At 59.9% G+C, this 21120-nt stretch carries 24 protein-coding genes; 12 read left to right on the top strand and 12 right to left on the bottom strand.

All coding sequences use genetic code 11. The features are described 5' to 3' along the window. Window positions 1-137: 137 nt before the first annotated feature. Genes ASC90_RS25640 through ASC90_RS25630 form a run of 3 tightly spaced genes read left to right on the top strand, consistent with a single transcriptional unit; the run spans window position 138 to window position 2658 of the window. Window positions 138-761 (top strand): DUF1285 domain-containing protein, encoded by a 624-nt coding sequence (locus ASC90_RS25640; protein WP_056546916.1) that lies wholly within the window; start codon window positions 138-140, stop codon window positions 759-761. Continuing rightward, on the top strand, window positions 758-1408 hold the full coding sequence (locus tag ASC90_RS25635; protein WP_056546913.1) for a CoA pyrophosphatase: 651 nt from the start codon (window positions 758-760) through the stop codon (window positions 1406-1408). Before ASC90_RS25640 ends, ASC90_RS25635 begins: the two co-directional genes overlap by 4 nt. Beyond that, on the top strand, window positions 1405-2658 hold the full coding sequence (locus ASC90_RS25630; protein WP_056546909.1) for a CCA tRNA nucleotidyltransferase: 1254 nt from the start codon (window positions 1405-1407) through the stop codon (window positions 2656-2658). Before ASC90_RS25635 ends, ASC90_RS25630 begins: the two co-directional genes overlap by 4 nt. A gap of 1 nt (window position 2659) precedes the next feature. Here ASC90_RS25630 and ASC90_RS25625 read toward each other — a convergent pair whose 3' ends face one another. From ASC90_RS25625 to hemF, 3 genes are all read right to left on the bottom strand, one after another. Continuing rightward, window positions 2660-2845, bottom strand: coding sequence for a DUF1059 domain-containing protein (locus ASC90_RS25625; RefSeq protein ID WP_056546906.1), 186 nt, complete (start codon window positions 2843-2845; stop codon window positions 2660-2662). A 111-nt stretch (window positions 2846-2956) separates the two neighbouring features. Beyond that, window positions 2957-3214: a hypothetical protein gene (locus ASC90_RS25620; protein WP_056546903.1), complete on the bottom strand. Its 258-nt coding sequence runs from the start codon at window positions 3212-3214 to the stop codon at window positions 2957-2959. Between the two features lie 99 nt (window positions 3215-3313). Then, window positions 3314-4228: an oxygen-dependent coproporphyrinogen oxidase gene (hemF, locus tag ASC90_RS25615; RefSeq protein ID WP_056546900.1), complete on the bottom strand. Its 915-nt coding sequence runs from the start codon at window positions 4226-4228 to the stop codon at window positions 3314-3316. A 178-nt stretch (window positions 4229-4406) separates the two neighbouring features. Here hemF and ASC90_RS25610 point away from each other — a divergent pair, with 178 nt between their 5' ends. Beyond that, complete coding sequence (locus tag ASC90_RS25610; protein ID WP_056546897.1) at window positions 4407-4667, top strand: hypothetical protein; 261 nt, start codon at window positions 4407-4409, stop codon at window positions 4665-4667. A gap of 4 nt (window positions 4668-4671) precedes the next feature. Here the strand turns inward: ASC90_RS25610 and ASC90_RS25605 are convergent, their stop codons facing one another. Beyond that, window positions 4672-6318: a Na/Pi cotransporter family protein gene (locus ASC90_RS25605; protein ID WP_056546894.1), complete on the bottom strand. Its 1647-nt coding sequence runs from the start codon at window positions 6316-6318 to the stop codon at window positions 4672-4674. A gap of 198 nt (window positions 6319-6516) precedes the next feature. Further along, entirely contained in the window at window positions 6517-6978 is a 462-nt protein-coding gene (locus ASC90_RS25600) for a tRNA (cytidine(34)-2'-O)-methyltransferase (protein WP_056546892.1), read from the bottom strand. A gap of 386 nt (window positions 6979-7364) precedes the next feature. On the opposite strand from ASC90_RS25600, the gene ASC90_RS25595 reads away from it, so the two are divergent. Then, window positions 7365-9218, top strand: a complete 1854-nt coding sequence (locus ASC90_RS25595; protein ID WP_056546889.1) for an ABC transporter ATP-binding protein — start codon at window positions 7365-7367, stop codon at window positions 9216-9218. A gap of 63 nt (window positions 9219-9281) precedes the next feature. Here ASC90_RS25595 and ASC90_RS25590 read toward each other — a convergent pair whose 3' ends face one another. Beyond that, window positions 9282-9509: a hypothetical protein gene (locus ASC90_RS25590; RefSeq protein WP_056547264.1), complete on the bottom strand. Its 228-nt coding sequence runs from the start codon at window positions 9507-9509 to the stop codon at window positions 9282-9284. 159 nt (window positions 9510-9668) lie between these two features. Between ASC90_RS25590 and ASC90_RS25585 the strand changes: the two genes are divergently transcribed. Further along, window positions 9669-11588: an ABC transporter ATP-binding protein gene (locus ASC90_RS25585; RefSeq protein ID WP_056546886.1), complete on the top strand. Its 1920-nt coding sequence runs from the start codon at window positions 9669-9671 to the stop codon at window positions 11586-11588. Here ASC90_RS25585 and ASC90_RS25580 read toward each other — a convergent pair. Next, window positions 11544-12476: an endonuclease/exonuclease/phosphatase family protein gene (locus tag ASC90_RS25580; RefSeq protein WP_056546883.1), complete on the bottom strand. Its 933-nt coding sequence runs from the start codon at window positions 12474-12476 to the stop codon at window positions 11544-11546. The genes ASC90_RS25585 and ASC90_RS25580 overlap by 45 nt on opposite strands. A gap of 285 nt (window positions 12477-12761) precedes the next feature. On the opposite strand from ASC90_RS25580, the gene petA reads away from it, so the two are divergent. From petA to ASC90_RS25560, 4 genes are all read left to right on the top strand, one after another. After that, complete coding sequence (gene petA / locus ASC90_RS25575; RefSeq protein WP_056546880.1) at window positions 12762-13340, top strand: ubiquinol-cytochrome c reductase iron-sulfur subunit; 579 nt, start codon at window positions 12762-12764, stop codon at window positions 13338-13340. 14 nt (window positions 13341-13354) lie between these two features. Further along, window positions 13355-14632: a cytochrome b N-terminal domain-containing protein gene (locus tag ASC90_RS25570; RefSeq protein ID WP_056546878.1), complete on the top strand. Its 1278-nt coding sequence runs from the start codon at window positions 13355-13357 to the stop codon at window positions 14630-14632. Between the two features lie 24 nt (window positions 14633-14656). Further along, window positions 14657-15520, top strand: a complete 864-nt coding sequence (locus ASC90_RS25565) for a cytochrome c1 (RefSeq protein WP_056546875.1) — start codon at window positions 14657-14659, stop codon at window positions 15518-15520. A gap of 118 nt (window positions 15521-15638) precedes the next feature. Continuing rightward, a complete protein-coding gene (locus ASC90_RS25560) occupies window positions 15639-16181 on the top strand; it encodes an adenine phosphoribosyltransferase (RefSeq protein ID WP_056546872.1) in 543 nt (180 codons plus the stop codon). Window positions 16182-16190: 9 nt separating this feature from the next. Here ASC90_RS25560 and ASC90_RS25555 read toward each other — a convergent pair whose 3' ends face one another. Beyond that, window positions 16191-16658, bottom strand: a complete 468-nt coding sequence (locus ASC90_RS25555) for a MaoC/PaaZ C-terminal domain-containing protein (protein WP_056546869.1) — start codon at window positions 16656-16658, stop codon at window positions 16191-16193. Continuing rightward, the gene (locus ASC90_RS25550; protein WP_056546866.1) at window positions 16655-17125 is read right to left on the bottom strand and encodes a MaoC family dehydratase; all 471 of its coding nucleotides are present in this window, start codon (window positions 17123-17125) and stop codon (window positions 16655-16657) included. Before ASC90_RS25550 ends, ASC90_RS25555 begins: the two co-directional genes overlap by 4 nt. Before the next feature lie 81 nt (window positions 17126-17206). Here ASC90_RS25550 and ASC90_RS25545 point away from each other — a divergent pair, with 81 nt between their 5' ends. Next, window positions 17207-18286: a hypothetical protein gene (locus ASC90_RS25545; protein WP_056546863.1), complete on the top strand. Its 1080-nt coding sequence runs from the start codon at window positions 17207-17209 to the stop codon at window positions 18284-18286. A gap of 20 nt (window positions 18287-18306) precedes the next feature. Here ASC90_RS25545 and ychF read toward each other — a convergent pair whose 3' ends face one another. Beyond that, window positions 18307-19410, bottom strand: a complete 1104-nt coding sequence (ychF, locus tag ASC90_RS25540) for a redox-regulated ATPase YchF (protein ID WP_056547260.1) — start codon at window positions 19408-19410, stop codon at window positions 18307-18309. A 178-nt stretch (window positions 19411-19588) separates the two neighbouring features. Between ychF and clpS the strand changes: the two genes are divergently transcribed. Further along, the gene (gene clpS, locus ASC90_RS25535; protein WP_056547257.1) at window positions 19589-19900 is read left to right on the top strand and encodes an ATP-dependent Clp protease adapter ClpS; all 312 of its coding nucleotides are present in this window, start codon (window positions 19589-19591) and stop codon (window positions 19898-19900) included. Window positions 19901-19903: 3 nt separating this feature from the next. On the opposite strand, the gene ASC90_RS25530 is transcribed toward clpS, so the two are convergent. Further along, window positions 19904-20356 carry a GNAT family N-acetyltransferase gene (locus ASC90_RS25530; protein WP_056546860.1) on the bottom strand — a complete coding sequence of 151 codons (453 nt, stop codon included), beginning with the start codon at window positions 20354-20356 and terminating at the stop codon, window positions 19904-19906. 2 nt (window positions 20357-20358) lie between these two features. After that, the gene (pth, locus tag ASC90_RS25525) at window positions 20359-21075 is read right to left on the bottom strand and encodes an aminoacyl-tRNA hydrolase (protein WP_056546855.1); all 717 of its coding nucleotides are present in this window, start codon (window positions 21073-21075) and stop codon (window positions 20359-20361) included. Window positions 21076-21120: the final 45 nt, after the last annotated feature.

Genomic DNA, 21120 nt, shown 5'->3' with positions numbered 1-21120 from the left:
CTCATTCGTCACGAATCGGCGGACTTACACCTGTGCCTCATACCCGATAGAGTTATGAGATTGTTACGGGCTGACAAGTTCGTTTCGAATGACTATCTCGTGACATTCTTGAGTTAAGTGCAAACCGGGACGGAACAATGGCAGCCGACGATATCAAGGCGACGACGGATGCGGCGGGTCTTGCCGCGCTGATTTCGCGCGCTGCCGGTGACGCCGGTGACAAAAAACGGGGTCCACCGCCGGTCGAGAAATGGAATCCGCCCTTTTGCGGCGATATCGACATGGAGATCCGGGCAGACGGGACGTGGTTCTACATGGGGACTCCAATTGGTCGCGCCCCGCTCGTCAGGCTGTTTTCGACCGTCCTGCGCAAGGACGAGGACGGGAAGACATATCTTGTGACTCCTGTGGAAAAGGTCGGCGTCAGGGTCGTGGACGCACCCTTCATCGCCACCGAAATGAATGCGGGCGAACAGGCTGGAGAGCCGCTGCTCACTTTTCGTACCAATGTCGGCGACGTCATCGAAGCCGGAGCGGACCATCCGCTGCGCTTTGTGATCCAGGGAGAAAACAGCGAATTGAAGCCCTACCTGCACGTCCGCGGCCGGCTCGAAGCCCTCGTTTCGCGCGCTGTGATGTATGAACTGGTCGAGCGCGGCGAAACGCTCGATATCGATGGTATAAGGATGTTTTGCCTGCGCTCGGGCGGCAGGACCTTTCCAGTCATGCCCGCCGATGAACTGGATGCGCTTTCGCGATGACCCGTGCGTTGACCGACCATCATCCGCTTTATTCCGCTTCGGAATTCCGTCGACGGGCGTTGCACCAGAGCGGTGGGCCTGTGGATCACTCCTGGCGCGACCACGGCGATCACATCCTCAATCCGGATATCGTCGCGCAGGTGGAAACCTTCAAGCTGCGTGACGCCGCCGTGCTGGTGCCGGTTGTCGATGACGGCGACGAGGCGCATGTGATCTTTACGCTGCGCACTTCTACGCTGCGCAAGCATTCCGGGCAGATCGCCTTTCCCGGTGGCAAGATCGACGATGTCGACGGATCTCCCGAAAAGGCGGCGATCCGCGAGGCGGATGAAGAGATCGGGCTGAAGGACGCGTTTGTAGAGACGGTCGGGCGATTGCCCAACTATCTGGCGTCGACTGGCTTCCGCATTACACCGGTCCTTGCCGTCGTTCAGCGTGGTTTTGAACTGAAGCTCAACCCGAGCGAAGTCGACGATGTCTTCGAGGTGCCGCTGTCTTTCCTGATGAATCCGGCCAATCACACGCGTGACAAGCGCATGCTCGACGGCCTTGAGCGGCATTTTTACCGGATGCCCTATGAAACACGGATGATCTGGGGCATCACCGCCGGCATCGTCCGCACCCTCTATGAAAGGCTTTACGCATGACCAGCCTTGCCCACGAAGCCTGGTTCAAGGATCCGGCGCTGGCGCGCGTATTCTCGTTGCTCAACGCCGATGGCGGCGAGGGGCGCGTGGTCGGTGGCGCGGTTCGCAACGGCATCATGGGATTGCCGGTTAGCGATATCGACGTCGCGACGACGTTGACACCTGACGCGGTGATCGAGCGCGCCGCGGCGGCTGGGATAAAAGCCATCCCGACAGGCGTAGAGCATGGCACGGTGACCCTCGTCGTCGATGGAAAGCCATTCGAGGTTACGACACTCAGAACGGACGTGGAGACAGACGGTCGACGCGCCAAGGTGGCGTTCAGCACGGACTGGCAGACGGATGCGGAGCGCCGTGACCTGACGATCAATGCGCTCTATCTCGATTCCGCTGGCGATGTCATCGATCTGATCGGGGGGCTTGCAGATATTGAGAAGCGCAATATCCGCTTCATCGGCGACGCGTCGACACGCATCGCCGAGGATTACCTACGGATATTGCGGTTCTTCCGTTTCTTTGCCTATTACGGCTCGGGCCGGCCGGATGCGGATGGTCTGAGGGCGTGCGCAGCAGCCAAGTCGAAGCTCGGGACGCTTTCAGCCGAGAGGGTGTGGTCGGAGCTTCGCAAGCTGCTTTCGGCCGGAGATCCGGGCCGTGCGCTTTTGTGGATGCGGCAGGTCACGGTGCTTGCCGAAATCCTGCCGGAAACGGAGAAATGGGGCATCGACGCGATCCCGGCGCTGATTGCGACCGAAAAGGCACTCGGCTGGAAACCTGATCCGCTTTTGCGCCTCGCTGCCATTGTCCCCCCTGACGCCGCACGACTGGAGAAAATGGCTGCGCGACTGAAACTCTCGAATGCCGAGGCGGCCTACCTCAAATCATGGGCAAATGCGGCTCCGGTGAACGACGAACTGTCGTCCGCAGCCTTTGAGCGGCTTCTTTACAGGAACGGTGCTGACGGTATCGCAACGCGGCTAAAGCTCGCCTTGGCATTGGCGCGGGGCAAGGCGGAAGGAGATATGAGCGAGATGGCCCGTTCGGGACGACTCGGTAAACTTCTCGACCATGCCGCGCAGTGGACGAAGCCACAGCTCCCGATCAGCGGCAGCGACGTGGTGGCAGCCGGGATTCCAGCGGGCAGGCGCGTCGGGGAAATCCTCGCTGCATTGGAAGACCAGTGGGTGGAGGGGAACTTCCGTTCGGACCGGGCGGCGCTGCTCGCCCGGCTTGACGAACTGGTCAGCTAGATCAGGCCGCGTTTGCCTCGTTGCGAATGCGCGCCTTGATGTTGTCGACCATGTTTTCGCGGATGATCGTCTCCCCGTGCGCGGCCCTCATATGTTCGACGGCGCGACGCACGACTTCTGCATCGTTGCTCGCCCGGGTATGCCAGTCGCATCCGGGGACCAGCGTTCCACATTCGAAAAGTCGCATTCTTTCCTCCTGTTTTCAGTTCGATAGGCACTGCGCGTTCGCGTATTGCCTGAATGTCCGAGGTCGGGAGAAGGTTCCCTTCGGAGTGCCAGCCGCGTGATCATTCGCTGGCTATTCGGGCATCGCCCAGGCTCGGTAGCAATCAACCTCAGCCTTGTTGTCTTGGCCTTTTGCCAAACGATCCAGTTCTTCGGGAGTCCTGCCGCCGGCAAGCTGAAGCTTCACTTGCTCGACAAAGCACGAGAGAGGCAAGTCGGAGCCGCTCTTTGCCCTGAACTCTTCAGCGAGGCGGTTCAGGAACTCGGGAGTATCCAAGCGAGATGCCTGTCGAACATCCGCAGATGCCGTTGGGCTGTTTTGTATCGTCATGACAACCTCCTGATTGTGGCACGCGTACATGCCAGAGGTAGTAGCTCAGTTTCGGAATTGAAGGCCTTTCACGAAGTTTTACTGATCAATTTTCCGAGGTCACGGCCAGCGGACGAGAGGGGGTAAAGATGAGAGGATGGATTCCACATTCCCCCCCGTTTTCAGGCCGAAAATCGTTCCACGATCATAGAGGAGATTGAACTCAACATAGCGGCCACGGCGAATCAATTGTTCGTCACGATCGGCCTCTGTCCACTGTTTGTTGAAGTTCGAGCGCACAATCCGTGGATAAACCATCGCAAAGGCTCTTCCAACGTCGCGGGTGAAGGCAAAGTCGGCGTCCCAGCCGCCCGCCTCGTCGCTGGAATGCAGCCAGTCGTAGAACAGCCCGCCGATGCCGCGGGCCTCATTGCGGTGCTTGAGGAAAAAATACTCATCGCACCATTTCTTGTAGGCGGCGTAGTCGGCGACGGCCGAATGACTGCGGCAGGCTATTTCCATCGCCTTGTGAAAGAGCACGCTGTCTTCGTCTTCCTGCGTGCGGCGACGATCGAGCACCGGCGTCAGGTCGGCGCCACCGCCAAACCAGCGGCTGGAGGTGACAACCATGCGGGTGTTCATATGGACCGCCGGGACGTTCGGGTTGACCGGATGTGCGATCAGCGAAATGCCGGAAGCCCAGAAGCGGGGATCCTCCTGGGCGCCGGGCATTTGTGCGCGCAGGTCCGGTGCGAACTCGCCGTATACGGTCGAGGTGTGGACACCGACCTTCTCGAAGACGCGGCCTTCCATCATCGACATGCGGCCACCGCCGCCCGCGCCGTTCTCACGCTGCCAATTCTTGGCGACGAAGCGGCCCGGCTGCCGATCGGAAAGGGCCCCCGTCAGTTCGTCCTCGATGGCTTCAAACGAGGCGCAGATGCTATCGCGGAGCCCTTCGAACCATGTCCGGGCGACCACCTTCTTTTCCTCGATATCGTCAGGCAGTCCGCTCGGAAGTTCCGGTCTTTCCATGCTGCTCGTCTCCGCTGAGCTGGCATCATCCGATGCGACTCGTAGTTTGCGATCATCGACCCTGATAGCAGCTGCACTGACCTCTCGCCAGCACCAGTCGCGAGGCTGAGCGAACGCTCAGATTCGACTCGCAAAAAGCGATCTTCAATATTACCTTTTCCTTGAAGAGGTAGGTTTTATGACAAAGATCCCCGGACCTCCGTCCTTTGACGGCCTGAAGCGAAGGATTGCCGCGCATCGAGCCGAGGGTACGCCCCGGAAGAATGACCGCTTCGTGCGGCAGACATATTGTCTGGCGCTCATCGATGCCCGGGCTAAGGCCCGCGAATGGTTCGAGGAATACCCGAAAGCCGCGTACTGGACCGAAGTGGAGAGCTGGCGCCAGCTCGACGGCGACCAGATCGAATTCACCATGCGGCGGCTTCCCTCGGCCGACTGAACTCTCACTCTGCTGCCTTGCGCAGACGGCTCTCGATGAGCAGGCCGCTTTCGTCGAGGATCGGATGCGCGACCGAGACGATGTGAGCGTTTATGCGCTTGAGATCGCGCAACATGTCGAGATGGAGGGAGCTCGTCTGCAGGCTGTCGGCCCGCCCATCGCGAAGGCGCTCCAGATGGCGCTCGGAGGACTGCTTTTCCATCCGCCGGACTTCGACCTTCACTTCCATCAGCTGCCTGGCAAGGTTGAAGTCGCGCGTGACGAAGATCGTCTGGGCGATGCGCAGGTTATCGATCGTCAGATGGAACAGCTTCTTGAGTTCCTGATAGCCCTCTTCCGAGAACTTGAGGCCCAGTGTAACCTTCTTGGTCACCTGCGGCATCAGCCCCTTGTCGATGATATCGCCGATATGTTCGAGATTGATCGCGTAGTCGATTATCTCGATCGAACGACGGCCGTCTTCCTCGCTCAGGCCGCCGTGGCCGAGCTTGGAGAGGTAGATCTTTACCTCCTGCTGCAGGCTGTCGACCCTCTTTTCCAGAGCGAGTATTTCCTTGAGCTGCGAAAGATCGTTTCGCTCGAAGGCGTCGGCAGTGCGCATCAGCATCCGCTCGATGAGGTCGCCGACGCCGAGCACCTCCCGGGTGGCGCTGGCGAGCGCCACGACGGGGGTCGTGAGGCTCTGTGGGTCAAGATATTTAGGCCCGTTTTCCGGCTGTGCCTCTTCTGGCACGAGTTTCAGCATCAAGCGCGAGAGAGGGCGCGAGAACGGCCAGGCGAGGGCGGCGAGAATGAGGTTGAAGCCGAGATGGGCGTCGACCGGCAGCTTGGCAGCTGACAGCGGCAGCATTTCCAGAAGGTCGGCGCCGTAGCCGGCGAGGGGCAACGCGATGACACAGCCGATCGCCCGGACGATCAGGTTGCCGAGCGTCACGCGCTTGGCCGCGGCGGGTCCGCCCAGAGACGCAACGACAGGGGGAATGGCGCCGCCGAGATTGGCGCCGAGCACCAGCACGATCACCAGCCCTGCCGAGAGGATACCGGTCGAGGCCAGCGACAGAATAAGGACGACGGCAGCGAGGCTCGAAGACGAGATGAAGGCAATCGCGGCTGAAAAGGCCAGTGCTACCGGCCAGGCATTGTCGAGCAGACCGATGAATGCGGCGAGCGCCGGCGATTGGCGCATCGGTTCCGTGGCACTGCTGAGCAGGTGCAGGGACAGCAACATCAGGCCGATGCCGATCAGCGCGGTGCCACCACCTTGGCGGGAAGAGGAGCTGCTGCGGTAGAGCACGAGACCGACAAGAATGACCAGCGGCGACAGCCACGCGATGCCGGTGGCGACGATCCAGGCGGTTACCGCCGTGCCGACATTGGCGCCGAGCAGCACGATCTGCGCCATGCGCGGTTTGACCAGTTGCCGCTCCACGAAGGACGCAACCATCAGCGCGGTGGCGGTCGAGCTCTGAAGTGCAATCGTTGCGAAAAAGCCGGACAGGAAGGAGCGCAGCCCGCTGCGGGTGCCTGTCGCGAGCCCGGTCCGCAGCCGGGCTCCGAAGGCTCTGGAAGCGCCGTCCTTCACCTGTGCAAGGCCAAACAGCAGCAAAGCCACCGCGCCGAACAGGTTGATCATGACGATTGTCGATTCCATTCTGTCTTTTCTTCGTTTCTTGCGCGCGGGAGCGCGGATTTCAGTCGAATCTCTTTCCGTCAAGCGGTTGGAATCGCGGCGTTCCGGGAGAATTTTTGATTGCCCGGCTAAAAACTATACGCCGGTCCTGCAATTTCACAACGCCGTTCGCGACATATTGTTCAGCGCTACCGGCATTTGCGTCAGCGCGGCATAAAATCAACCCCAGACGGTCTGCCGCAAAGCCTCTCCGACAATCATTGCCGCAGACACGGCGACATTGATCGAACGCTGTCCCTCGACCATCGGAACGACAATCCGAGCGTCGGCCGCATCGTGGACATTGTCAGGAACACCGGCACTCTCACGGCCGAAGAGCAGGATGTCGTCGGCGCGGAAATTGAAATCGGTGTAGCGGCCTGATGCCTTGGTCGATGCAAGAACAAGCCGGCGTCCGGTTGTGCCTCGCCACGCTTCAAAGCGGACCCAATTGACATGGCGCGTGAGAGCGGCGGCGGCGATATAATCCATTCCGGCGCGTTTCAGGGTGCGGTCCGAGATGTCGAAGCCGGCGGGTTCGATGATATCGACGCCGAAGCCCAGACAGGCTGCAAGCCGCAGGATGGTCCCTGTATTGCCAGGGATATCCGGTTGGTAAAACGCCAGTCTCAGGTCGGGCATCTCTGATCTCTTTCACGCGTTTCGATCGGCGGACACCTATTCCACCTGTAGTTTCGGCGCAACAGGGTGGATTATGACCCCAAAATGTTCAATTTCCAGCAAATCAGGGCTGGAAATTGCGCCAGATTCGCGTTATCGGTGCACATCTTTTAATCGCCAGCAGGGAGCGCCAAGATGGAAATATTGCTGCATATGCGCCGCCTCCCGTGCGTGAATCCGCGAGTGGCGATCCGGCACTCCTAGTGCCATATATTTCCTGAATTCCCATTTCCAATCCATTGCGCGGCTGTCGTGGCCTCGTCCCTTGAACGTCCGGTTCCCATGTGCTTCAGCGCGACGTTTCTCGCGAGGGCCGGGCCGGAACGCTGAAGTCTCGGAGCTTTGTCATGTTTGGCTGGTTTGAACAGCGACTAAATCCCTTTCCGACCGAGGAGCCGCTGGCTCCGCCGAAAGGTCTCTTTGCCTTCTGCTGGCACTACACAAAGCCGGCAGCGCCCTGGCTCGGCATGATGGCCGTGCTGACGGCGCTTATCGCAATTGGCGAAGTGGCTCTTTTCCAGTTCCTCGGCGATGTCGTCGACTGGCTGACCAACGCGGACAAGGCTACCTTCCTGCAGACGGAATGGCATCGGCTTGCCTGGATGGCGGCGCTGATCCTGATTGGCCTGCCGCTGGCGGCCATTCTGGATTCGCTCATCATGCATCAGGTGCTACTGGGCAACTATCCGATGATCGCGCGCTGGCAGATGCACCGCTTCCTGATGCGGCACAGCATGACCTTCTTTGCCAACGAATTTGCCGGACGTGTTGCAACGAAGGTGATGCAGACGTCGTTGGCGGTGCGCGAAACGATGATGAAGATCCTCGACGTCTTCGTCTATGTGGTCACCTACTTCCTGACGATGATCATTGTCATCGCGGCTGCCGACTGGCGGCTGATGATCCCGATTCTCGTCTGGCTCGGCGTCTATGTCGCCATCGTGGCCTACTTCGTCCCGCGCCTTCGCAAGATCGCCGCCACCCAGGCGGACGCGCGATCGATCATGACGGGCCGCGTCGTCGACAGCTACACCAACATCGCGACGGTCAAGCTGTTCTCGCATGCCGGGCGGGAGGAAGCCTATGCCAAGGAGGGCATGGACGAATTCCTGCAGACAGTGCACCAGCAGATGCGCAAGGTGACGTTGTTCCATGCGTCGGTCTACTTCAACAACTGCGTGGCGCTCTTCGTCATTTCGGGTCTTTCGATCTGGTTCTGGCTGAACGGACAGATCTCGGTCGGTGCGATCGCGATTGCGATTGGTCTTGCCATGCGCGTCAACGGCATGTCGCAGTGGATCATGTGGGAGGTCTCGGCTCTGTTCGAGAACATCGGCACGGTCTATGACGGCATGGAAATGATGACGAAGCAGCACGACATCGTCGACAAGCCCGGCGCGCCGCAGATCACGGCCAAGAAGGGGGCGATCCACTATGAACAGATCGGCTTCCACTACGGCAAGGGCAAGGGCATCATCGACAATCTCTCCCTTGACATCAAGGCGGGTGAGAAGGTCGGTCTGGTCGGTCGCTCCGGTGCGGGCAAGACGACGTTGATGAACCTGCTGCTGCGCTTTTACGACCTTGAGGCAGGTCGCATCACGATCGATGGGCAGGACATTTCTCATGTCTCGCAGGAAAGCCTGCGAGAATTGATCGGTGTGGTGACGCAGGATACGTCGCTGCTGCATCGCTCGATACGCGACAACATCGCCTACGGGCGTCCGGATGCCAGCGACGCCGATGTGATCCAGGCTGCGAAGCGTGCCAATGCCTGGGACTTCATCGAGGGTCTGGTCGATATGCAAGGCCGCAGGGGCCTGGATGCCCAGGTTGGCGAACGGGGCGTAAAGCTGTCCGGCGGCCAGCGCCAGCGCGTCGCGATCGCTCGCGTTTTCCTCAAGGACGCGCCGATCCTGGTGCTCGACGAGGCGACCTCGGCGCTCGATTCCGAAGTGGAAGCGGCGATCCAGGAAAACCTGTTCGCACTGATGGAAGGCAAGACGGTAATCGCAATCGCCCACCGGCTGTCGACGCTGACCGAGATGGATCGCCTGATCGTCCTCGACAAGGGCCGCATCATCGAGGCCGGATCGCATGCGGATTTGGCACAGCAGGGCGGCGTCTACGCCGATCTCTGGAATCGCCAATCCGGCGGTTTTCTGGCCGATCACTCGGAGGCCGAGGAGGCTGCCGAATAAAACGAGGGCCCTCCCTGCGAATTGCGGGGAGGGCCCATGCGGCCAAATCTGAATTGCTGTGACTTAGAGGCTGTCGGCCCAGTCGATCACCCTGTTGACTTCAACGAACATGCCGTTGGTCGATACGAGATTGCGCAGCGCGACGAAACGCCGTTCTTCTTCACGGGCAATCCATACGGAAATGGCATCCGCAACAATCTCGTCGTAGGATATGTCGAACCGCTCGGCGATGGCGTCGAGTTGTTCTGCAAGCGGCAACGGAATACTCGACAGAATTGTCCTAGTCTGCATTGCGACCGTCTCCGTAAAAACCCAACGTACCCCGAGATTGTGACGAGGTTGGTCCCGTTCAACGGCAATGCCGCCGATGTTACCGATTGTTACGAAATATAAGTTGCAGCCGGCGGGCTCGTCCTTCCCCGCTTCGTCCATTAAGCCTATATCGCAAATATGCTCATAAAACGACTCCTACGTGTCTTCGAAAGCTGGATTGACCCCTTCCAACCGCGCGACAATATTCAGCCGCCGCGGTCAACGTTGCGATTTATCTGGTTTTACATTGGCCAGGCCAAGGCGCCGTTCATCGCCATGCTGGTCCTCGGCGGGATGTCGGCGGCAATCGAGGCGGCGCTCTTCTGGTTCGTGGGCCGTCTGGTGGACATTCTGGCGACCGTCACGCCCTCGGCGGGATGGAGTGGCCTTCTTGCCGCACACGGGGCCGAGATGGCCGGCATGCTGGTCCTCATCGGCATCGTTCGCTTCGTCGTTGCGTTCCTGATCGCACTTGTCGACCAACAGGTAATCATGCCCGGTTTCTATAATCTGGCGCGCTGGCAATCCTACCTGCATGTCTCGCGTCAATCGCTGTCGTTCTTCCAAAGCGATTTTTCGGGGCGCATCGTCACCAAGGTCTGGTCGGCCGGTCAGGCGACCGGCGATCTGGTCACCTCTTTGATGGAAAGCGTATGGTTCGTCGGAATCTACGCCGTTGCCACGCTTGCGCTGGTGGCCCGGCTCGACCTATCGCTTGCCGTCGTCGTGCTTGGCTGGCTCTGTGCATTCGGCGTCCTGGCGCGCTATTTCGTGCCGCGTATCCGCTTTCATTCCCGCGAGACGGCAGAAGCCGCGTCGATGATCAACGGCCGCATGGTCGATGCCTACAGCAACATCCAGACGCTGAAACTGTTTGCACGAGACGAGGAGACCGACCGCTACATGCGGCAAGGTTTCGATTTCTACCAGGAAACGGTACTTCGCTTCACGCGCTTCATCACCGGCGTGCGGGCGTCGATGGCGCTTCTCTCCGGCCTGATGATTGTGATGATGGCGGGCCTCAGCGTGCATCTGTGGCTCCAGGGCCTGATCAGTTCCGGCGCGGTGGCTTTCTCTCTGGCACTGGTCCTTCGTCTGAACTTTCTTCTCGGGCGGCTGATGACGCAGTTCAACGGCATCATGCGCAATCTCGGCACGATCCAGAATGCGGCCGAGCTGATTTCCAAGCCGCTCGGATTGGTCGACCGTCCGGGAGCGCCCGATATCGCCATACGACAACCCGGCATCCACTTTGAAAACGTCTCCTTTCACTATGGCCAGTCGAACGGCGTCATCGATGACTTTTCGCTGGTTGTTCGCCCTGGGGAAAAGGTCGGTATCGTCGGCCGTTCCGGGGCGGGAAAGTCTACGCTGGTCAATCTGCTGCTGCGCCTCTACGACCTCGAGGGAGGGCGCATTCTCGTCGATGGCCAGGATATTGCTGCCGTCACGCAGGAGTCGCTGCGCATGCAGATTGGCGTCGTCAGCCAGGATACCTCACTGCTGCATCGTTCGGTCAGAGACAATATCCTCTTCGGGCGCCCTGATGCGAGTGAGGCTCGTCTTGTTGAAGCGGCGCGACGCGCCGAGGCGCTGGGCTTTATAGAACGTCTGCAGGATCAGACGGGTCGCACCGGATTTGACGCGCATGTCGGCGAACGGGGCGTCAAGCTCTCCGGCGGTCAGCGCCAGCGGATCGCGATTGCGCGCGTCATGCTGAAGGACGCTCCGATCCTCGTCCTCGACGAGGCGACCTCGGCGCTCGATTCGGAGGTGGAGGAGGCGATCCAATCCAGTCTGCTCCAGATCATGGAAGGCAAGACGGTTTTGGCGATTGCGCACCGCCTCTCGACAATCGCCGCGCTCGATCGCCTCATCGTCGTCGACAAGGGCAAGATCATCGAGGAAGGCACGCATGAAACCCTGCTCAAGCTGGGTGGCCTCTATGCCGAGCTTTGGGCGCGCCAGTCGGGAGGCTTCCTCGCCTCCGAGTATGAAGAGACCAAGCCGGCTTCAGCGGTCGAGGGTAAACTCGGCCATGAGGCCAAAGTGATTTGAGCCCTTGTTGTCCTCGATGCGCTCGACGGATTTAAGCCTGAGCGGTGGTCGAGCGAAAACATGGTCGATGCTGATGCCGAGGCGACCAGCCTTGATCGGCCAGGTGGCCGGTTCGGGGAAAGTGCTGCGAAAGCCGGTCTGCCGCATGAAGCGCTGAATATGCGGATCGATGACTGCAGAATTGAAGTCGCCCGCAAGCACGAGGGGGCCGTCGATTGCCGCGACAGCCGTTCGCAGGTCGAGAAGCTCGTCAGCTTGAAAATCATCGAAGTAGGGTTTGGCGAGGTGTGCCGCCAGGAAATTGATCTTCGTCCCGTCGAAATCGATGGCTGATCGCGTGAGCCGGTTGCGCCAGAGATCTCCGAGGCTGCTCGTCTCCTGTTCCACGAAGGGGCGTTTTGAAAGCACGAGCGTGTCGCACTCCACGGACCCCGCAGCGCAGCCCAGGTGATAGGGATAGGTGGCGGAGAGGCGGGGGAGTTCTCTGCGGAGCGGTTCGGCCTCTAGGATGTTCACGACGTCGGCATTCGAGGCGATGATCATATCGGCGATACCGGTGCCGTTGGCGAAGTTGTCGTTTTCGATATTGAAGGAGATCAGCCGGAAAAGCGGCTTCGTCGCCGCGTTGGCGGGCGCGACTGCGAACTCCTTCATCATGATCACGCCGTGCCCCAGCAGCACCAGGGCAACGGCGAGGAGGAGATAGCCGAACCAGTGGCGCTTGATGAGCAGCAGCGCGAAAACACCGACAAGCGCTGCCAGGGCGAAATGCACCTGGAAGCTGTAAACGAAGGCTAGAAGCCAGACGTGCGTCAGGTAGCGGAGCGATATTGTCGCGAGCACGAGCGAGATCAGGACACTGACTACGCAGAACAACCTGTCTCTCATCGCTGGGTGCCGGTACGGTTAGGGGAATGAACCGATCGCCTAGCATGGGTCTGGATTTGTTGCAATGCAACATTGTTGCAAGCATGTGATTGTCTTAAAAAATCATCTGAAAATTCCCGCGACATTGTGCCCACATGGCCTTGCCAAGGCTGGACATAATTTGCGATCAAGCTTAGAACGCGCCGGGATTGGTGGGGAATCTATGTTCGGATTGTGTCGCGACAGATTCGCCGCCGTGAGGGGCAAGGCGGAGTTCCGCAAAATTTGCGCAGAGGATGGTAAGCCGTGAGCGAACACGAAACGACAGGCGGGGTCTCGGGAGAGCCTACGCGCCGTGATTTCCTTTATCTCACCACTGGTATGGCCGGAGCGGTAGGCGCCGTTGCGGTCGCTTGGCCGTTCATCGATCAGATGCGTCCGGACGCTTCGACGCTGGCCCTGGCTTCGATCGAAGTCGACGTGACGACGCTTGAGCCGGGTATGTCGCTGACCGTCAAGTGGCGCGGCAAGCCGATCTTCATCCGCAATCGGACGCCGGAAGAAATCAAGGCCGCTGCGGACACTCCGCTGGCGGATCTCAAGGATCCGGTCGCCCGCAACGCCAATCTTCCGGCCGATGCCCAGGCGACGGATCTCGACCGTTCGGCAGGCAAGGACAAGGAAAACTGGATCGTCATGGTCGGCACGTGCACGCACCTCGGTTGCGTACCGCTCGGCCAGGCGGGTGAATACAACGGGTGGTTCTGTCCCTGTCATGGTTCTGTCTACGACACGGCCGGCCGTATCCGTAAGGGTCCGGCGCCGGAAAACCTGGCCATACCGACCTTTTCGTTCATTTCCGACAAGAAGATAAAGATCGGTTGAGGGGAGACTGATACATGAGTGGCCATTCCAGCTACGAGCCATCAACCGGCTTGGAAAAATGGGTCGATGCGCGGCTTCCGCTGCCGCGTATGGTCTATGACAGCTTCATTGCATACCCGGTTCCGCGCAATCTGAACTACGCCTATACCTTTGGCGCCATGCTGGCGGTAATGCTGATCGTGCAGATCCTGACCGGCGTGACGCTTGCCATGCACTATGCGGCCGAAACGTCCATCGCCTTCAATTCCGTCGAAAAGATCATGCGCGACGTCAACCACGGTTGGCTGTTGCGCTATATGCACGCCAACGGCGCGTCGTTCTTCTTCGTCGCAGTCTACCTGCACATTGCCCGCGGCCTGTACTACGGCTCCTACAAGGCGCCGCGCGAGATCCTCTGGATCCTCGGTGTTCTCATCTACCTGCTGATGATGGCAACCGGCTTCATGGGTTACGTTCTGCCCTGGGGTCAGATGTCGTTCTGGGGCGCAACCGTCATCACCGGCTTCTTCTCGGCCTTCCCGCTAGTCGGCGAATGGGTGCAGCAGTTCCTGCTCGGCGGCTTTGCCGTCGACAATCCGACGCTGAACCGCTTCTTCTCGCTGCACTACCTTCTGCCTTTCGTTATCGCCGGTGTCGTCGTCCTGCACATCTGGGCGCTGCATGTCGTGGGCCAGACGAACCCGACGGGCGTCGAAGTCAAGACAAAGACGGATACCGTTCGGTTCACGCCCTATGCAACGCTCAAGGATGCGCTCGGCGTTTCGATCTTCCTGCTGGTATATGCCTACTTCGTCTTCTACCTTCCGAACTTCCTCGGCCACGCCGACAACTACATTCCGGCTGACCCGTTGAAGACGCCGGCTCACATCGTTCCCGAGTGGTATTTCCTGCCTTTCTACGCGATGCTTCGTTCGATCACCTTCAATGTCGGTCCGATCGACTCCAAGCTTGGCGGCGTTCTGGTGATGTTCGGCGCGATCATCGTGCTGTTCTTCCTGCCCTGGCTCGACACCTCGAAGGTCCGTTCCGCGGTCTATCGTCCTTGGTACAAGCTTGCTTACTGGCTGTTCGTGATAAACGCGATCATCCTCGGATGGCTCGGTTCACAGCCGGCCGAGGGCCTCTACACGACGATCTCGCAGATCTGTACGCTCCTTTACTTCGCATTCTTCCTTGTGGTCATGCCCGTGCTTGGTCTCGTCGAGACACCGCGCCGCGTGCCGAACTCGATCACGGAAGCCGTGCTTGAAAAGCGCAACAAGACTGTCTCTGCTGCAACGGCCAAGGCATAAGCGGGCGACGGAAGGAATAGAGAAATGAAAAAGCTTGTTGCAAGCATTCTGTCGCTCGCAGTCGTTGTTGGTCTCGGGACCGCGGCCTACGCTCAGGAGGCCGCACCCGCCGAGCACCACGAGGCGACGCCGCACTATCCGCTGAAGGAGCCCAAGGAGGTCGACTGGACCTTTGCCGGGCCTTTCGGTCACTATGACAAGGGTCAGTTGCAGCGTGGACTGAAGGTCTACACCGAAGTCTGTGCCGCCTGTCACTCCATGTCGCTGGTGCCGTTCCGCACGCTGAGCGATCTTGGTTATTCGGATGCCCAGATCAAGGCTTTCGCCGCCAACTATGAAGTCCAGGACGGTCCCAACGCCAGTGGGGACATGTTCACCCGCAAGGCTGTTCCGTCGGATTATTTCCCTTCGCCTTTCCCGAATGCGGAAGCGGCCGCGGCCTCCAACAACGGCGCGGCACCGCCTGACATGTCGCTGCTCGCCAAGGCGCGGGAAGTCGAACGTGGCTTCCCGCAGTTCGTCTTCGACATCTTCACGCAGTATCAGGAAGCGGGACCGGATTATATCTATTCGCTGCTGACAGGATACGAAGAGCCACCTGCCGGTTTCCAGGTGTCACAGGGCCAGCACTACAACCCGTATTTCCATGCGGCCGCGGTCCTTGCGATGCCTAAGCCGCTCGCGGATGGCCAGGTAACCTACGACGATGGCGCGCCGGCGACCGTCGATCAGTACGCCAAGGATGTTTCGGCCTTCCTGATGTGGGCAGCCGAGCCGCATCTGGTCGATCGCAAGCATACGGGCTTCATGGTCATGGTATTCCTGATCATCTTCGCGTTCCTGATCTACCTGACGAAGCGCTCGGTCTATTCGAAGAAGGACCATTGAGACCTTTGCCCCAGAGTTAAGGGAAAAGGCGGCTTTCGAGCCGCCTTTTTTGTTGGTTCCGGCAGGCGCAGTTGGTAGGGTGCAGCCGATTTGAGACCCTGCAGAATATGGAACTTCCATGAGCGATACCATTTCGGAGCTTGCGGCCAGCATCCGCTCCATCCCGGACTATCCCAAGCCCGGTATCATCTTTCGTGACATTACGACGCTGCTCGGCAATCCGCGGGCGTTCCGCCGGGCTGTCGATGAACTCGTTCAGCCCTATGCCGGACTGAAGATCGACAAGATCGCCGGCATGGAGGCGCGCGGCTTCATTCTCGGCGGGGCGGTGGCGCACCAGCTATCGGCAGGCTTCGTGCCGATCCGCAAGAAGGGCAAGTTGCCGCGCGATACCGTACGGGTTGCCTACAGCCTGGAATACGGCGTCGACGAGATGGAGATGCATCGCGATGCCGTGCAGCCGGGCGAGAAGGTCATTCTCGTGGACGACCTTATCGCCACCGGCGGTACGGCAGTCGGGGCTACCCAGCTCCTGCGGCAGATGGGCGCGGATATCGTTTCTGCCTGCTTCGTCATCGACCTGCCGGATCTCGGCGGTCGCAAGAAGCTCGAAGATCTGGGTGTCGATGTTCGCACGCTGGTGGAATTCTCGGGCCATTGAGACCCGAGCCTACTCAAAGTCGATGACGGTGCTTTCGAACCTGATGACCGGTGTGCCGTCGAGAAGCCGTCCCTCGCAAAGGATCGTGTTCAGCCGCCGACCCTGCTTTGAAGACAGGGAGCGACTTGCGAGGAAGGTCACCGAATAGGCGACTTCTTCGCCAGCGAATACCGGGCGCAGCCATTGAAGCTTGATGAAGCCCGGGGAGGGGCCGAGGCGCGGCGGAAGGATGCCCTCGCTCGCAAGGCGGGCACTTTCCTTCTCCCAATAGATGAGAAACATGCGCATCCATACAGCGCAGGTATGCCAGCCCGAAGCGCAGAGGCCGCCGAACAGCGACGCCTTTGCGGCTTCCGCATCCAGATGAAAAGTCTGGGGATCGAAGCGTTCGGCGAAGTGAATGATATTTTCTGAAGTGAAGACATAGCTGCCGAGCTCGGACTTCTCGCCGATGGCATAGCGTTCAGCCATGATCATGAGGTCATCTCCAGAGACTGGCGCATGGCGAACATGATCGAGTTCTCCGACAGGCAGGCGAGTTCGCCTTTCTGGTTCTCGATCTCGTGCCGGAATTTGACCATGCCGACCCCTGGCCGCGAGCGCAGGGGGCGGGTTTCGATGACGGTCGAATGGCCCGAAAGCGTATCCCCCGCCAGCACTGGCTTCCGCCATTCCATGAAATCGATACCGGGCGCGCCGTGCGATAGCGAGGCAAGCAGGAAGCTGTCTGCCATCATGCGCATGAACAACGCCGAGGTGTGCCAGCCGGAAGCCGCCAGTCCACCGAGAATGCTGGCGCGGCCCGCGGCCTCGTCGAGGTGCATGGGCTGGGGGTCGAATTCGCGGGCGAACTCGATGATTTCCTCTGTTGTTACCGTCTTCGGCCCGAGCGCGAAGCGCCGTCCCGGCTGGAAATCCTCGAAGGCAAGTTTGTTGTCGGACAAATTCGGTTCTACCTCATAGGAGTTTCACAATAACTACAATAGCATGCCGCGAGACTCAACGATTCCCGCGAGATTTCGAGCATGTCCGAATTGAAGCTGATCCTCGACGAGGCCGCGCGTGAGGGTATCATTCCGGCGCAGACCGCGGAGCGGCTCTTGCCGTTTCTGATCGAGCGCGGCGTGAAGGCCGATACCGTGCAGGTGGCGCGGCGCGGGGCGATGGAGCCGTTCTCGGACACCGAGACGCCTAGCTTCGTTCGGGGCTTCCACGACGTCCTGATCACCATCGGCGTTGTCGTCGCGCTGGCAGGGTTGTGGGGTATTGCATCGGTCTACGCGGTGTTACCGGCGATCATCGTTCTTGCCGAAGTCCTTGTGCGGCGGCAAAGGCTGGCGCTGCCCGCCGTTGCGCTGACAGTGATGCTTGCTGTCTGGACCGCGGTGACGTCGGCGAGCTGGCTGGACGGTTCATCTACGTTCATTGCAATAGGCGGCAACAGGGCGCTGCAGTTTACCCTTGCTTTTCCCGTCGTGCTTGGCCTCTTCTACCTGTTGTATCGCATACCGCTTGCCCTTGCGCTGGCGGTTATCGGGGCAACTGTAGTCGTGCTGCAACTGGTACTGCGCTTGCTCAGCTGGCTGACCGATGATCCGCTCTTTGAAATCAATCATCCGGTGGTGTTGTCGGTCATTGCGATCGTATGCGCGGTTGGCCTTTTCGCGCTGGCCATGAGGTTCGACGTGCGCGATCCGCTCCGCCGGACCATCAATTCCGATATTGCCTTCTGGCTCCATCTCGGAGCAGCGCCGGCCTTGCTCTATAGCGTCGTCTCGCTCGCCGGTTTCAATGGCGGCACACTTGCCGCGCTGCAGACCGTGTCGTTTCGCACACCGCTGGTCGTCGCGACAGTTGCAGCGCTGATGTTGGTCGGTCTGGTCATCGACCGCCGCGCGTTCGTAACGTCGGGTTTGCTGTCGTTGGGTTTTGCGCTCTACGGTATCTTCCGTCAGGGCGACGCGCGTGTCGACACCTACATCTTCATCACGCTTCTCACGGTCGGCGTGATCGTGCTTGTCATCGGAACAGGATGGATGCCGCTTCGACGCTTCGTCATGAGGCAGCTGCCGGTCGCAATGCAGGAGAAACTGCCGCCCGCGTAGGCGGCAGTCCTGTTTTCAAGTCAGGTATTGAATCGGAAATGGATTACGTCGCCGTCCTGGACGACGTATTCCTTGCCTTCGTCGCGGCCTTTGCCGGCTTCCTTGGCGCCGACTTCACCCTTGAAGTTGATGTAGTCGTCGTAGCCAACGGTAAAGGCGCGGATGAAGCCGCGTTCGAAGTCCGTGTGGATCACGCCGGCAGCGGCAGGGGCCTTGGTGCCGCGGACGATGGTCCAGGCACGCGTTTCCTTCGGGCCGACGGTGAAATAGGTGATCAGGTCGAGCAGATGGTAACCGGCGCGGATCAACCGGTCGAGACCGGCTTCCTCGAGGCCCAGTGCCGACAGGAACTCGGTCGCTTCCTCTTCAGGAAGCTGAGCGACCTCGGATTCGATCGCGGCCGATATGATAACGCATTCCGCGCCCTGTTCCTTGGCCATGGCGGCCACTGCGGTCGTATGCTCGTTGCCTGAAGAGGCGTCGGCTTCAGCGACGTTGCAGACATAAAGCACCGGGTGCGACGTCAAGAGGTTCAGGCCCTTGAGGATTTCGATATCCTCGACGGCAAGCGTTTTCAGGAGAAGACGTGCCGGCTTGCCTTCGTTCAGCAGCTTGATTACGGCTTCCATGACGGGAAGCTGCGCCAGCGATTCCTTGTCCTTGCTGGCGGCGCGCTTGCGGGTCTGCTCGACGCGGCGCTCCAGGCTTTCGAGGTCGGCGAGCATCAACTCGGTCTCGATCGTGTCAGCATCGCCGACCGGGTTAATGCGGCCTTCGACGTGGGTAATGTCGTCATCCTCGAAGCAGCGAAGCACGTGGACGACTGCATCGACTTCGCGGATGTTGGCGAGGAACTTGTTGCCGAGGCCTTCACCCTTCGATGCGCCGCGCACGAGGCCGGCAATATCTACGAAGGAGATGCGTGTCGGGATGATTTCCTTGGAGCCGGCAATCGCTGCGAGCTTTTGCATGCGCGGATCGGGGACGGCGACTTCGCCGGTGTTCGGCTCGATCGTGCAGAACGGGTAGTTCGCCGCTTGCGCCTGCGCCGTCTTGGTCAGCGCGTTGAAGAGGGTCGACTTGCCGACATTCGGCAGACCGACGATACCGCATTTGAAGCCCATGGCCTGAAACCTGCTGTTCTTGAATTCGTTGGCCTGCGTATGGGATAAAAGGCGGTGTGCGGTCAAGCTTTTCGCGCACATCTCTCGTCTTCGGAGGTTGAACGCCGGGCTTTGCGGCGCAATATAGGTGCCAGCGAGCATTCTCTCGCATTTCCATGTCATCAACGGCGGGTTTCCGATGAGCGACAACGACATTGCCCTGAAACCGAAGGCGCGGTCTAAACCGAAGCTGGATCGGCCGAAGCTCTACAAGGTCATCTTGGTCAACGACGACTTCACGCCGCGCGAGTTCGTCATCATGGTTCTCAAGGCGGTTTTCCGTATGAGCGAGGAAACGGGGTATCGCGTGATGCTCACGGCCCACAAACTTGGGACGTCGGTGGTTGTCGTCTGCGCAAAAGATATCGCCGAGACCAAGGCAAAGGAGGCGGTGGATTTTGGCAAGGAAGCGGGATTTCCGCTGATGTTCGTCACCGAGCCGGAAGAGTAGCGCCTACGGGCGCCGGATCTGAAACCCCGTCTTGTCCTGGATAAAACCACAATCCTCGTAAAAACGCAGTGTTGCTGGCTCTTTCGACCCTGTCAGCAGCATGACCTTGTAGCAGCCAGCTTGCCATGCGGCGGCGATCGCGTGACGGATCAGCGCGCCTGCATAACCACGCTTGCGATAGGCTGCAGCGGTTACGACGTTCTCAATCACGGCGTAGGGCGCGCCGTTCCTTGTCAGGTTTGGCACGACGATCAACGTCACTGAGGCTGCGGGTGTCTCGCCAGCAAGGCCGATCAGCGTGGTCATTCCTTGATGGCCGAGAATCGCGGCGAAGCGCGCCTCGGCCAATGCGGCGTCGATGACGGGATCGGCAGGGTTCAGTTCGCGATAGAGCGAAAGCAGCGCGGGCAGATCACCCGCCTCAGCGGCACGGATCGAAAGGTTCGGAATCGGCACGGTTATTCGCCCTTGTTGCCGAACATCTTCCTGAGCATTTCGGCCATTGGTCCCGTCGTCGGCAGCTTCGGCTGGTTGGTGCCACGCGCTTGGTGAATATGCGACTTTGCCACCGGCTTCTTTTCGGCCGTTGGTTTGTCCTCGTCGGATTTGCCGCCGACTGCAAGCGCCAGCTTGTTCATGAGTTGCGAGTCCTCGTTTCGGACCAGCATGTCCGCATTGTCGGCGAGCGCTTCCAGCAGAGGCTCCAGCCATACGCGATCGGCTTTGGCGAAATCGCTGAGCACGTGATGCTGCACCAGTTCCTTGACGCCGGGGTGGCCGATGCCGAGGCGCAGGCGCCGATAGTCCTTGCCGCAATGGGCGTCGAGCGACTTGATGCCGTTATGGCCACCATGGCCGCCGCCGGTCTTGAGGCGGGCCTTGCCGGGGAGCAGGTCAAGCTCGTCGTAAATGGCGACCAGATCGGCAGGCTGCAGCTTGTAGAAGCGCATCGCCTCTCCGACCGACTCGCCCGAGAGATTCATGTAAGTCTGCGGTTTGATCAGCAAGATCTTCTCGCCACCGATCTCGCCCTCGGCGATCTCGGCCCTGAACTTCTTTTGCCACGGCGAAAAGCTGTGCTGGCGATGGATCGCGTCGACGGCCATGAAGCCGATGTTGTGGCGGTTGCCGGCGTACTTGCCGCCGGGGTTGCCGAGGCCCGCAATGATCAGCATGGCTCGTTCGTTCCTTGCAAAATACTCTAGAGGTTCACCACCGCG

Source organism: Rhizobium sp. Root1220 (assembly GCF_001426265.1).
Lineage (GTDB): Bacteria > Pseudomonadota > Alphaproteobacteria > Rhizobiales > Rhizobiaceae > Rhizobium.
The sequence above is the reverse complement of the archived record's forward strand: the minus strand, read 5'-3'. Positions and strand labels throughout refer to the sequence as shown.

Bases quoted from the DNA above. Each gene is read 5' to 3' on its own strand.
- ASC90_RS25640 (WP_056546916.1), top strand. From the start codon at position 138: ATGGCAGCCGACGATATCAAGGCGACGACGGATGCGGCGGGTCTTGCC.
- ASC90_RS25635 (WP_056546913.1), top strand. From the start codon at position 758: ATGACCCGTGCGTTGACCGACCATCATCCGCTTTATTCCGCTTCGGAA.
- ASC90_RS25630 (WP_056546909.1), top strand. From the start codon at position 1,405: ATGACCAGCCTTGCCCACGAAGCCTGGTTCAAGGATCCGGCGCTGGCG.
- ASC90_RS25625 (WP_056546906.1), bottom strand. From the start codon at position 2,845: ATGCGACTTTTCGAATGTGGAACGCTGGTCCCCGGATGCGACTGGCAT.
- ASC90_RS25620 (WP_056546903.1), bottom strand. From the start codon at position 3,214: ATGACGATACAAAACAGCCCAACGGCATCTGCGGATGTTCGACAGGCA.
- hemF (WP_056546900.1), bottom strand. From the start codon at position 4,228: ATGGAAAGACCGGAACTTCCGAGCGGACTGCCTGACGATATCGAGGAA.
- ASC90_RS25610 (WP_056546897.1), top strand. From the start codon at position 4,407: ATGACAAAGATCCCCGGACCTCCGTCCTTTGACGGCCTGAAGCGAAGG.
- ASC90_RS25605 (WP_056546894.1), bottom strand. From the start codon at position 6,318: ATGGAATCGACAATCGTCATGATCAACCTGTTCGGCGCGGTGGCTTTG.
- ASC90_RS25600 (WP_056546892.1), bottom strand. From the start codon at position 6,978: ATGCCCGACCTGAGACTGGCGTTTTACCAACCGGATATCCCTGGCAAT.
- ASC90_RS25595 (WP_056546889.1), top strand. From the start codon at position 7,365: ATGTTTGGCTGGTTTGAACAGCGACTAAATCCCTTTCCGACCGAGGAG.
- ASC90_RS25590 (WP_056547264.1), bottom strand. From the start codon at position 9,509: ATGCAGACTAGGACAATTCTGTCGAGTATTCCGTTGCCGCTTGCAGAA.
- ASC90_RS25585 (WP_056546886.1), top strand. From the start codon at position 9,669: ATGCTCATAAAACGACTCCTACGTGTCTTCGAAAGCTGGATTGACCCC.
- ASC90_RS25580 (WP_056546883.1), bottom strand. From the start codon at position 12,476: ATGAGAGACAGGTTGTTCTGCGTAGTCAGTGTCCTGATCTCGCTCGTG.
- ASC90_RS25570 (WP_056546878.1), top strand. From the start codon at position 13,355: ATGAGTGGCCATTCCAGCTACGAGCCATCAACCGGCTTGGAAAAATGG.
- ASC90_RS25565 (WP_056546875.1), top strand. From the start codon at position 14,657: ATGAAAAAGCTTGTTGCAAGCATTCTGTCGCTCGCAGTCGTTGTTGGT.
- ASC90_RS25560 (WP_056546872.1), top strand. From the start codon at position 15,639: ATGAGCGATACCATTTCGGAGCTTGCGGCCAGCATCCGCTCCATCCCG.
- ASC90_RS25555 (WP_056546869.1), bottom strand. From the start codon at position 16,658: ATGATCATGGCTGAACGCTATGCCATCGGCGAGAAGTCCGAGCTCGGC.
- ASC90_RS25545 (WP_056546863.1), top strand. From the start codon at position 17,207: ATGTCCGAATTGAAGCTGATCCTCGACGAGGCCGCGCGTGAGGGTATC.
- ychF (WP_056547260.1), bottom strand. From the start codon at position 19,410: ATGGGCTTCAAATGCGGTATCGTCGGTCTGCCGAATGTCGGCAAGTCG.
- clpS (WP_056547257.1), top strand. From the start codon at position 19,589: ATGAGCGACAACGACATTGCCCTGAAACCGAAGGCGCGGTCTAAACCG.
- pth (WP_056546855.1), bottom strand. From the start codon at position 21,075: ATGCTGATCATTGCGGGCCTCGGCAACCCCGGCGGCAAGTACGCCGGC.